This is a genomic window from Mycobacterium sp. TH-M82 (genome assembly GCF_057473605.1).
This window is the reverse complement of sequence record NZ_JBYCKY010000661.1, coordinates 1-9,806: the sequence shown is the minus strand read 5'-3', so window position 1 is coordinate 9,806 and position 9,806 is coordinate 1. Positions and strand designations below refer to the sequence as shown.

At 66.8% G+C, this 9,806-nt stretch carries 11 protein-coding genes and 1 pseudogene; 9 read left to right on the top strand and 3 right to left on the bottom strand.

From position 1 onward, the window contains the following. From AC2VON_RS19440 to prcA, 5 genes and pseudogenes are all read left to right on the top strand, one after another. Positions 1–305 (top strand): annotated as a pseudogene (locus AC2VON_RS19440) (proteasome ATPase); the annotation flags it as partial. Between the two features lie 82 nt (positions 306–387). Continuing rightward, positions 388–1,896, top strand: a complete 1,509-nt coding sequence (dop, locus tag AC2VON_RS19435) for a depupylase/deamidase Dop (RefSeq protein ID WP_486954413.1) — start codon at positions 388–390, stop codon at positions 1,894–1,896. 103 nt (positions 1,897–1,999) lie between these two features. After that, positions 2,000–2,191: a ubiquitin-like protein Pup gene (locus AC2VON_RS19430; protein WP_486954412.1), complete on the top strand. Its 192-nt coding sequence runs from the start codon at positions 2,000–2,002 to the stop codon at positions 2,189–2,191. Continuing rightward, positions 2,188–3,069 (top strand): proteasome subunit beta, encoded by an 882-nt coding sequence (gene prcB / locus AC2VON_RS19425; RefSeq protein ID WP_486954411.1) that lies wholly within the window; start codon positions 2,188–2,190, stop codon positions 3,067–3,069. Before AC2VON_RS19430 ends, prcB begins: the two co-directional genes overlap by 4 nt. Continuing rightward, on the top strand, positions 3,066–3,785 hold the full coding sequence (prcA, locus tag AC2VON_RS19420) for a proteasome subunit alpha (RefSeq protein WP_486954410.1): 720 nt from the start codon (positions 3,066–3,068) through the stop codon (positions 3,783–3,785). Before prcB ends, prcA begins: the two co-directional genes overlap by 4 nt. Positions 3,786–4,004: 219 nt before the next feature. Here the strand turns inward: prcA and AC2VON_RS19415 are convergent, their stop codons facing one another. After that, positions 4,005–4,208, bottom strand: a complete 204-nt coding sequence (locus tag AC2VON_RS19415; RefSeq protein WP_486954409.1) for a hypothetical protein — start codon at positions 4,206–4,208, stop codon at positions 4,005–4,007. Positions 4,209–4,247: 39 nt separating this feature from the next. Between AC2VON_RS19415 and AC2VON_RS19410 the strand changes: the two genes are divergently transcribed. Beyond that, a complete protein-coding gene (locus AC2VON_RS19410) occupies positions 4,248–4,499 on the top strand; it encodes an antitoxin (protein ID WP_486954408.1) in 252 nt (83 codons plus the stop codon). A gap of 6 nt (positions 4,500–4,505) precedes the next feature. Next, a complete protein-coding gene (locus tag AC2VON_RS19405; protein ID WP_486954407.1) occupies positions 4,506–4,937 on the top strand; it encodes a TA system VapC family ribonuclease toxin in 432 nt (143 codons plus the stop codon). A gap of 80 nt (positions 4,938–5,017) precedes the next feature. On the opposite strand, the gene AC2VON_RS19400 is transcribed toward AC2VON_RS19405, so the two are convergent. Together AC2VON_RS19400 and AC2VON_RS19395 are read right to left on the bottom strand one after the other, a co-directional pair. After that, a complete protein-coding gene (locus tag AC2VON_RS19400; RefSeq protein WP_486954406.1) occupies positions 5,018–6,217 on the bottom strand; it encodes a lipid-transfer protein in 1,200 nt (399 codons plus the stop codon). Next, the gene (locus AC2VON_RS19395) at positions 6,214–6,654 is read right to left on the bottom strand and encodes a Zn-ribbon domain-containing OB-fold protein (RefSeq protein ID WP_486954405.1); all 441 of its coding nucleotides are present in this window, start codon (positions 6,652–6,654) and stop codon (positions 6,214–6,216) included. Before AC2VON_RS19395 ends, AC2VON_RS19400 begins: the two co-directional genes overlap by 4 nt. Before the next feature lie 86 nt (positions 6,655–6,740). On the opposite strand from AC2VON_RS19395, the gene polA reads away from it, so the two are divergent. Both polA and AC2VON_RS19385 read left to right on the top strand, forming a co-directional pair. Beyond that, entirely contained in the window at positions 6,741–9,473 is a 2,733-nt protein-coding gene (gene polA, locus AC2VON_RS19390) for a DNA polymerase I (protein ID WP_486954404.1), read from the top strand. Positions 9,474–9,739: 266 nt separating this feature from the next. Continuing rightward, a partial coding sequence (locus AC2VON_RS19385) for a hypothetical protein (protein WP_486954414.1) occupies positions 9,740–9,806 on the top strand: 67 nt, incomplete at its 3' end.

Sequence of the window (9,806 nt, the reverse complement as noted above, 5' to 3'; positions counted from 1 at the left end):
ACTTCAAGGACTTCAACTCCGGGGCGATGATCCAGAACGTCGTCGACCGGGCGAAGAAAAACGCGATCAAGTCGGTGCTGGAGACCGGTCAGCCGGGGTTGCGGATTCAGCACCTGCTGGACTCGATCGTCGACGAGTTCGCCGAGAACGAGGACCTGCCCAACACCACCAACCCCGATGACTGGGCGCGTATCTCGGGCAAGAAGGGCGAGCGGATCGTCTACATCCGCACGCTGGTCACCGGCAAGAGCTCGAGCGCCAGCCGGGCCATCGACACCGAATCGAACCTGGGCCAGTACCTGTAAGCAGTCCTAGCTTGCGCGATTGCGTTTTTCGCCTGGCAGCGCGCTGACCGGCGATTCACGCACGTCACTTAGGCTGGACGCCATGCAACGGATCATCGGGACAGAGGTCGAATACGGCATCTCCTCGCCGTCGGATCCGACCGCCAACCCGATCCTGACCTCCACCCAGGCGGTGCTGGCCTACGCCGCTGCCGCCGGCCTGCAGCGAGCCAAACGCACTCGCTGGGACTACGAGGTGGAGTCCCCGTTGCGCGATGCCCGCGGTTTCGACCTGAGCCGCTCGACGGGTCCACCGCCGATCGTCGACGCCGACGAAGTCGGTGCGGCCAACATGATACTGACCAACGGCGCCCGCCTCTATGTCGACCACGCCCACCCTGAGTACTCCGCGCCCGAGTGCACCGATCCCCTCGACGCGGTGATCTGGGACAAAGCCGGCGAGCGGGTGATGGAGGCCGCGGCCCGGCATGTGGCCAGCGTGCCGGGGGCAGCGAAGCTGCAGTTGTACAAGAACAACGTCGACGGCAAAGGCGCCTCCTACGGGTCGCACGAGAACTACCTGATGAGCCGTCAGACGCCGTTTTCGGCCGTCATCGCCGGTCTGACCACGTTCTTGGTCACCCGCCAGGTGATAACCGGGGCCGGCCGGGTCGGCATAGGTCCTTCCGGAGACGAACCGGGCTTTCAGCTGTCACAGCGCGCCGATTACATCGAGGTCGAGGTGGGGCTGGAGACCACACTCAAACGCGGCATCATCAACACCCGTGACGAGCCTCATGCCGACGCCGACAAATACCGCCGGCTGCATGTGATCATCGGCGACGCCAACCTCGCTGAGACGGCGACGTATGTGAAGTTAGGCGCCACCGCACTGGTGCTCGACCTGATCGAGGAAGGCCCGGAACACGGGATCGACCTGACCGACCTCACGCTGGCCCGGCCGGTGCATGCTGTGCACGCGATCAGCCGCGATCCGTCGCTGCGTACCGCGGTCGCGCTGGCCGACGGCCGTGAGCTGACCGCCCTTGCGCTGCAACATATCTACCTCGACCGGGTAGCGAAGCTGGTGGACAGTCGTGACCCTGACCCGCGTGCCGCCGACGTCGTCGAGACCTGGGCGCATCTGCTCGACTTGCTGGAGCGCGATCCGATGGACTGCGCCGAGTTGCTGGACTGGCCGGCCAAGCTGCGGATTCTGGACGGGTTCCGGCATCGGGAAAACCTCGCCTGGTCGGCGTCCCGGCTGCATCTGGTGGACCTGCAGTATTGCGACGTCCGGTTGGACAAGGGCCTCTACAATCGGCTGGTGGCCCGCGGCTCGATGCGGCGACTGGTCACCGAGCAGCAGGTGCTGGCAGCCGTGGACAACCCCCCGATCGATACCCGCGCCTACTTCCGGGGGGAGTGCCTGCGCAGGTTCGGCGCAGATATCGCGGCCGCCAGCTGGGACTCGGTGATTTTCGACCTGGGTGGTGACTCGCTGGTGCGCATCCCGACGCTGGAGCCGCTGCGTGGCAGCAAGGCCCACGTCGGGGCGCTGCTCGACTCGGTGAACAGTGCGGTTGAACTGGTGGAACAACTCACCAACTGATCCCGCCGATGAGCCTTGAGCGCAGGCGAGACGGACGTCGACGGTAGGCTGGGGAGATCGGCGAGTGCGTGATGTGGCGCCGAAGACGATGCAGGAGGCAGCGATGGCTCAGGAGCAATCCAAGCGCGGCGGTGGTGGCGGCGACGACGAGGATCTCGCTGACGGCGCCGCCGGCCAAGAGCGTCGCGAGAAGCTGGCCGCGGAGACCGACGACCTGCTCGACGAAATCGACGACGTTCTCGAGGAGAACGCCGAGGACTTCGTGCGTGCGTATGTCCAAAAGGGCGGCCAGTGAGCTGGCTGTTTCGTGATCACCTGGCCGCTAATTCACCAACCCCCGGATTCGGATCCCACCCGGTAGACCTGTCGTCGTTCTCTGACTTCCTGCGCCGTCAGGCGCCGGAGTTGCTGCCGGGGAGTGTCACGGGTGCCCAGTCTGCCGGCGGGGCGGAAGGCGCCGGCCAATTTCCGCATGGCACCACCATCGTCGCTCTCAAGTATCCCGGCGGGGTCGCCATCGCCGGGGACCGGCGTTCGACGCAGGGCAACATGATCGCCGGGCGGGACGTGCAGAAGGTCTACATCACCGACGATTACACCGCGACCGGCATCGCCGGCACCGCCGCGGTCGCCGTTGAGTTCGCTCGCCTGTACGCCGTCGAACTGGAGCACTACGAGAAGCTCGAAGGCGTGCCGTTGACGTTCGCCGGCAAGGTGAACCGGCTGGCGATCATGGTGCGCGGAAACCTGGGTGCGGCGTTGCAGGGCTTGGTCGCGCTGCCGCTGCTGGCCGCCTACGACATCGACGATGCAGACCCGCTGAAAGCAGCGCGCATCGTGTCTTTCGACGCCGCCGGCGGCTGGAACGTCGAGGAAGAGGGCTACCAGGCGGTGGGCTCGGGCTCGATCTTCGCAAAGTCGTCGATGAAAAAACTCTACGGTCGGGTCGCCGATGTTGACTCCGCGCTGCGGGTCGCTGTCGAGGCGCTCTACGACGCCGCCGACGACGATTCCGCGACTGGCGGTCCGGACCTGGTCCGCGGGATTTTCCCGACGGCAGTCACCATCGACGCCCAGGGCGCGGTTGACGTCTCCGAGCAGCGGATCGCCGAGCTGGCCCGCGAGGTTATCCAAAGCCGAACCCGCGCCGGCGATGCCGGGAGTCAGACGTGAGTTTCCCGTATTTCATCTCGCCCGAGCAGGCGATGCGCGAGCGCAGCGAGCTGGCGCGCAAGGGCATCGCCCGCGGTCGCAGTATGGTTGCGCTGGCCTACGCCGACGGTGTGCTCTTCGTCGCGGAGAACCCGTCGCGGTCACTGCAGAAGATCAGCGAGCTCTACGACCGGGTCGGGTTCGCCGCCGCTGGCCGGATCAACGAGTTCGAGAACCTCCGACGTGGCGGCATCACGTTCGCCGACACCCGCGGCTACGCCTACGACCGCCGCGATGTCACCGCGCGTCAGCTGGCCAACGTCTACGCGCAGACACTGGGCACCATCTTCACCGAGCAGGCCAAGCCCTACGAAGTCGAACTGTGCGTGGCCGGGGTCGCCTATCAGGGACAGACGAAACCCCCTGAGCTGTACCGGATCACCTATGACGGCTCGATCACCGACGAACCACACTTCGTGGTGATGGGCGGTGTCACCGAGCCGATCGCGGGCGCGCTCAAGGAGTCCTACACCGAGAACGCCCAGCTCGCTGACGCGGTGCGCATCGCGGTCGACGCACTGAGGAAGACTGACGCCGGCAATGGTTCGGAATCACGGAATCTGGGTCCGGGCACCCTGGAGGTGGCCATCCTGGACGCCAACCGGCCGCGGCGGGCGTTTCGGAGAATCACCCGCTCTGCACTGGAATCGATGCTGCCGAAACAGGATTCGGAATAGACTCCCGGCCAGCGCGGTCTGCCGCTGCGTCGAACTGCGTTGGCCGGGATGCCACCAGATGGATCCTTCCGGCCTCGAGCGTCGCCGACGCGGGCGACACGTCAGCTCCACCGTGAGCGAAACCTCACGCATGGTGAGCGCGTTGGGGGTTTGCGTTACTTCCAGGCCGATGCGGCGGGCAGCGGCGAGGGCTTCGGTCTTGGCCTTAGCCGGGGTGCGCTACAACCCGGACTTCAACGACAAAGCTGACTCGGCAGCGGCCAACCGCTCCCGCAACACCACCCCCAACCCGACCCGCGCCGCCAACTCCGACCGACACAGCGCGCCGAGGAATTCCCCGACCGCCCTCAACGCCGCAGCCCGTCGCGCGGTCGACCGCATCCCGGTCCGACCAGCAGTTGGCAACCCCTGGCGCCAGCGCATGACAGCATGTCATCTAATAATCTGATGCTATGCTGTCATATGCGCACGACTGTGACCCTGGATGATGACGTTCAGCAGTTGATACGACGGCGGATGGCCGAACGGCAGGTTTCGTTCAAGCAGGCGCTCAACGACGCCATCCGCGACGGCGCTGCCGGGCGCGCAACGCAGCAATTCACCACCCGGACGGCCGACCTCGGTGTTTCGTCGGTCAACCTGGACCGGGCTCTGCAGATCGTCGCAGATCTGGAGGACGACGAGCTGATTCGTCGGCAGCGACGCGGCGGATAAGAGCGCATGAAGATCGCCGACGCGAACGTTTTGCTGTACGCGGTGAACACGGCTGCTGAACACCATGAGGCCTCGTTGCGCTGGCTCGACGGTGCGTTGTCCGGGGCAGACAGTGTTGGGTTCGCCTGGGTTCCGCTGCTGGCGTTCGTTCGGCTCTCTACCAAAGACGGTTTGTTTCCCCGCCCGCTGCGGCCGGAGGATGCGATGCGACAGGTCGCGGACTGGACAGCGGCATCCAGCGCGGTGATCGTAAGTCCGACCCCCCGGCATATCGACATCCTCACCGAGATGCTCGCCCGGATCGGCACCGGTGGAAATCTGGTCAACGACGCCCACCTGGCGGCCTTTGCCGTCGAACATCGTGCCGGAATCGTCTCCTATGACAACGATTTCGAGCGATTCGGGGTGCGATGGGATCGTCCCGACGAGTTGCTGTGACTCCTGCTCCGCACGAAGGAGCACGGCTGTAGAGGGTTTCTCGTGTTTTGGCGTACAACTGTGCGTACTCGGGCCGGGCACTACCGTGCCACGATCACCGAGGAGCCGTGCCCGAACAGGCCCTGGTTGGCGGTGACGCCGACGGTCGCCCCCTCGACCTGCCGGCCGAGGGCCTGGCCGCGCAGCTGCCAGGTCAGCTCGCAGACCTGGGCGATCGCCTGCGCCGGGATCGCCTCACCGAAGCAGGCCAACCCGCCGGACGGATTGACCGGGATCCGTCCACCGATGGTGGTGGCGCCGCTGCGCAGCAGCGCCTCGGCCTCGCCTTTGGCGCACAGCCCCAGGTGCTCGTACCAGTCCAGCTCCAGGGCGGTGGATAGGTCGTAAACCTCCGCCAGGCTCAGATCCTCCGGCCCGATACCGGCCTCGGCGTAGGCGGCGTCGAGGATCTGATCCTTGAACACCCGCTTCGGTGCGGCCACCGCCACGGTGGAATCCGTTGCGATGTCCGGCAGTTCGGGCAGATGTTGCGGGTATTGCGGGGTGACGGTGCTGACCGCACGTACCGACGGGACGCCGTCGAGCGAGCCGAGGTGCTTAGCCGCGAACTTCGCACTTGCCACTACCAGCGCCGCCGCACCGTCGGAGGTCGCGCAGATGTCGAGCTGACGCAGTGGGTCGGCGACCATGTTGCTGGCCAGCACGTCCTCGATGGTGGTCTCCTTGCGGTAGCGGGCGTTCGGGTTCGCCAGACCGTGCCGGGAATTCTTGGCCTTCACCTGTGCGAAGTCCCCGGCGGTCGCGCCGTGGATGTCCATGCGGCGGCGGGCCAGCAGCGCGAAGTACACCGGGTTCATCGCTCCAATGAGGTGGAATCGCTGCCAGTCCGGGTCGTTGCGGCGTTCTCCGCCGACCGGGGCGAAGGCACCTTTGGGGGTGGTGTCGGCGCCGACCACCAGCGCCACATCGCAGAAGCCGGCCAGGATCTGGGCGCGCGCACTCTGCAGCGCCTGCGAGCCGCTGGCGCAGGCCGCGTAGCTGGACGACACCGGGGTACCGTTCCAGCCCAGCTTCTGGGCGAACGTCGAACCCGCGATGAACCCGGGGTAGCCGTTGCGGATGGTGTCCGCACCCGCGACGAACTGAATCTGCCGCCAGGCCAGGCCCGCCTCGGCCAGCGCGGCGCGAGCGGCGACCACCCCGTATTCGGTGAAGTCGTGACCCCACTTGCCCCACGGGTGCATACCGGCACCCAGGATGTACAGCGGTTCCGGACTCATGGGGCCACCCGCCACGCGTGGACGATGTGTTCGACCCCGTCGTCGTCGGTGAACAGCGGCATGGTGGTCGTTTCCATCGCCATGCCGACCTCCAGGTCCGCGGCCAGCGTGCCCTCGATGACCTTGCCCAGCACGATCAGGCCCTCGTCGGTGAGCTCGACCGCGGCGATCGCGAACGGCTCGAACGGGGCGGCGGCCGGGTACGGGGCCGGCGGCGGATACCGGTTTTCGGTGTAACTCCACAGTGTGCCGCGCCGCGACAGCGGCACCGCGTCCAGCACGTCGCCGTCGCAGGCCGGGTTCGGGCAGCCGGCGGCTCGTGGCGGGAAGACGTAGCTGCCGCACCGCGGGCATCTGGCGCCGATCAGATGGGGCGCGCCGGAGTGGTCGGTGGCGAACCACCCGCCGATCGCCGGCTGCGTGGACGATGCGGACACGCTGTCAGCGTACCGGCAACCGGAAGCGAAACTGCAACGTGTTACAGTTCGGCCCGGCCGCCACGGCGCGTGCATAGAGTGGGGCCGTGAACCCGGCCAAGACCACCAAGAGCAAAGTCGCTGAAGAAACTCCGGCCAGGCCGACGCTGCTGCTGCTGGACGGGAACTCGCTGGCGTTCCGGGCCTTTTATGCGCTGCCCGCGGAGAACTTCAAGACCCGCAGCGGACTGACCACCAACGCGGTGTACGGGTTCACCGCCATGCTGATCAACCTGCTGCGCGACGAGGCACCCACCCACGTCGCCGTGGCATTCGACGTGTCCCGGCAGACGTTTCGCACCGAGCGCTACCCGGAGTACAAGGCCAACCGGAAGACCACCCCGGACGAGTTCCGCGGCCAGATCGACATCGCCAAGGAAATCCTTGCGGCGCTGGGGATCACCGTGGTCGCCGAGCCAGGCTTCGAGGCCGACGACCTGATCGCCACGCTGGCCACCCGGGCGGAGAACGAGGGCTACCGGGTGCTGGTGGTCACCGGGGACCGGGATTCGCTGCAGCTGGTCGACGACGACGTGACGGTGCTCTATCCGCGTAAAGGGGTCAGCGACCTGACTCGCTTCACCCCGCAGGCCGTCCAGGAGAAGTACGGGCTCACCCCGCAGCAATACCCCGACTTCGCCGCGCTGCGCGGCGATCCCAGCGACAACCTGCCCGGTATCCCCGGGGTGGGGGAGAAGACCGCATCGAGGTGGATCGTCGAGTACGGCTCGCTGCAGGGCCTGGTCGACCACGTCGACGCGGTGCGCGGCAAGGCCGGCGACACGCTGCGCGCCAACCTGTCGACGGTGGTGCTTAACCGGGAACTCACCGATCTGGTGCGCGACGTGCCGTTGAGCCAAACGCCGGAGGCGCTGCGGCTGCAGCCGTGGGACCGCGAGCAGATCCACCGGCTCTTCGACGAACTGGAGTTCCGGGTGCTGCGCGACCGGCTCTTCGACACGCTCAAAAGGTTCGACCCCGAAGTCGACGAGGGGTTCGACGTGCGCGGCGGTGCGCTGGCACCCGGCACGGTCGGACAGTGGCTGGCCGAGCACACCAGCGACGGTCACCGCGCCGGGCTGGCGGTGGTCGGCAGCCACCTCAGCTACGACAGCGACGCCACCGCGCTGGCCTTCGCCACCGCCGACGGGAACGGCGGCTACGTCGACACCGCTACCCTGACGGCCGACGACGAGGCCGCGGTGGGTGCCTGGCTGGCCGGCCCGGACCAGCCCAAGGCGCTGCACGAGGCCAAGCTGGCCATGCATGACCTGGCCGGGCGGGGTTGGACGCTGGCGGGCGTCACCTCCGACACCGCTCTGGCCGCCTACCTGGTCCGCCCCGGTCAGCGCAGCTTCAGCCTCGACGATTTGTCACTGCGCTACCTGCGCCGTGAGCTTCGCGCGGAAAATGCTGAACAGCAACAACTCTCACTGCTAGATGACATAGGTGACGGCCAGGCCGCCCAAATGGCGATCGTGCGTGCCCGGGCTGTCGTCGACCTGGCCGACGCGCTCGATACCGAACTGGCCGGCATCGACTCGGCTGCGCTGCTTTCCGAGATGGAACTGCCGCTGCAGCGGGTGCTCGCTCAGATGGAGGCCGCCGGGATCGCCGTCGACGTCGATCGCCTCGGTGGACTGCAGGAACAGTTCGGCGACCAGATCCGCGACGCCGCCGAGGCCGCTTACGCGGTGATCGGCAAGCAGATCAACCTCGGCTCCCCCAAGCAGTTGCAGGTGGTGCTGTTCGACGAGTTGGAGATGCCGAAAACAAAACGCACCAAGACCGGCTATACCACCGACGCCGACGCGCTGCAGTCACTGTTCGAAAAGACCGGCCACCCGTTCCTGGGGCACCTGCTGGCCCATCGTGACGTCACCAGGCTCAAAGTGACCGTCGACGGCCTGCTGAAAGCGGTGGGGGCCGATGGACGGATCCACACCACGTTCAACCAGACGATTGCCGCGACCGGCCGGCTCTCCTCCACCGAGCCCAACCTGCAGAACATCCCGGTCCGCACCGAGGAAGGCCGGCTGATCCGGGACGCGTTCGTGGTGGGACACGGCCCCGGCGGCCCCTTCGCCGCGTTGATGACCGCCGACTACAGCCAGATCGAAATGCGCATCATGGCGCATCTGTCGCGTGACGAAGGTCTCATCGAAGCCTTCAACACCGGTGAGGACCTGCACTCCTTCATCGCCTCCCGGGCGTTCGGCGTGCCCCGCGACGAGGTCACCCCCGACCTGCGGCGCCGGGTCAAGGCGACGTCTTACGGCCTGGCCTACGGGTTGAGCGCCTACGGTCTGTCCCAGCAGCTCAAGATCTCCGCCGAGGACGCCAGAGGCCAGATGGACGCCTACTTCGCCCGGTTCGGCCGGGTGCGAGATTATCTGCACGCCGTCGTCGACCAGGCCCGCAGAGATGGCTACACGTCCACATTGCTGGGCCGGCGCCGCTACCTGCCTGAACTCGACAGCGGTAACCGGCAGGTCCGTGACGCCGCCGAGCGGGCCGCGCTCAACGCGCCGATCCAGGGCAGCGCAGCCGACATCATCAAGGTGGCCATGATCAGCGTCGACAAGGCGCTCAAAGCGGCCAATCTGCGGTCCCGGATGTTGCTGCAGATCCACGACGAACTGGTGTTCGAGGTGGCCGAGGGTGAGCAGGAGCAGCTGGAGGCGCTGGTGCGCGACAAGATGGGCGGCGCCTACCCGCTTGACGTGCCACTGGAGGTGTCGGTCGGATACGGCGACAGTTGGCACACCGCCGCGCACTAGCCGCACCGGAGGCCCGCTGGGACCGCCACGACGACGAGCGTGAAGCCCTTGCGAAATTTCAGCGTTTTTCTCGCAACAGCTGCACACTCGTGAACGTGGCGGGCACCGTTGCCGTCCCTGACCGTCCCGACCGGTTTGTCCAGCGTGCAACCAGTCAAGTAGCCTCGACGGGTAGCTCCCGATCAGATCGCGGGCCACAGCATGCACGAGAAAAACAAAAACAACACCCGTCCCTGCGACCCAACCTGTCCGGAGCAACCCCCCATATGCCAAGTCCCGCCGTCACCTCGCCGCAAGTAGCCGTCAACGACATCGGCTCGAGCGAGGACTTCC

Bases quoted from the DNA above. Each gene is read 5' to 3' on its own strand.
- AC2VON_RS19405 (WP_486954407.1), top strand. From the start codon at position 4,506: ATGAAGATCGCCGACGCGAACGTTTTGCTGTACGCGGTGAACACGGCT.
- AC2VON_RS19430 (WP_486954412.1), top strand. From the start codon at position 2,000: ATGGCTCAGGAGCAATCCAAGCGCGGCGGTGGTGGCGGCGACGACGAG.
- dop (WP_486954413.1), top strand. From the start codon at position 388: ATGCAACGGATCATCGGGACAGAGGTCGAATACGGCATCTCCTCGCCG.
- AC2VON_RS19415 (WP_486954409.1), bottom strand. From the start codon at position 4,208: ATGCGCTGGCGCCAGGGGTTGCCAACTGCTGGTCGGACCGGGATGCGG.
- AC2VON_RS19400 (WP_486954406.1), bottom strand. From the start codon at position 6,217: ATGAGTCCGGAACCGCTGTACATCCTGGGTGCCGGTATGCACCCGTGG.
- AC2VON_RS19410 (WP_486954408.1), top strand. From the start codon at position 4,248: ATGCGCACGACTGTGACCCTGGATGATGACGTTCAGCAGTTGATACGA.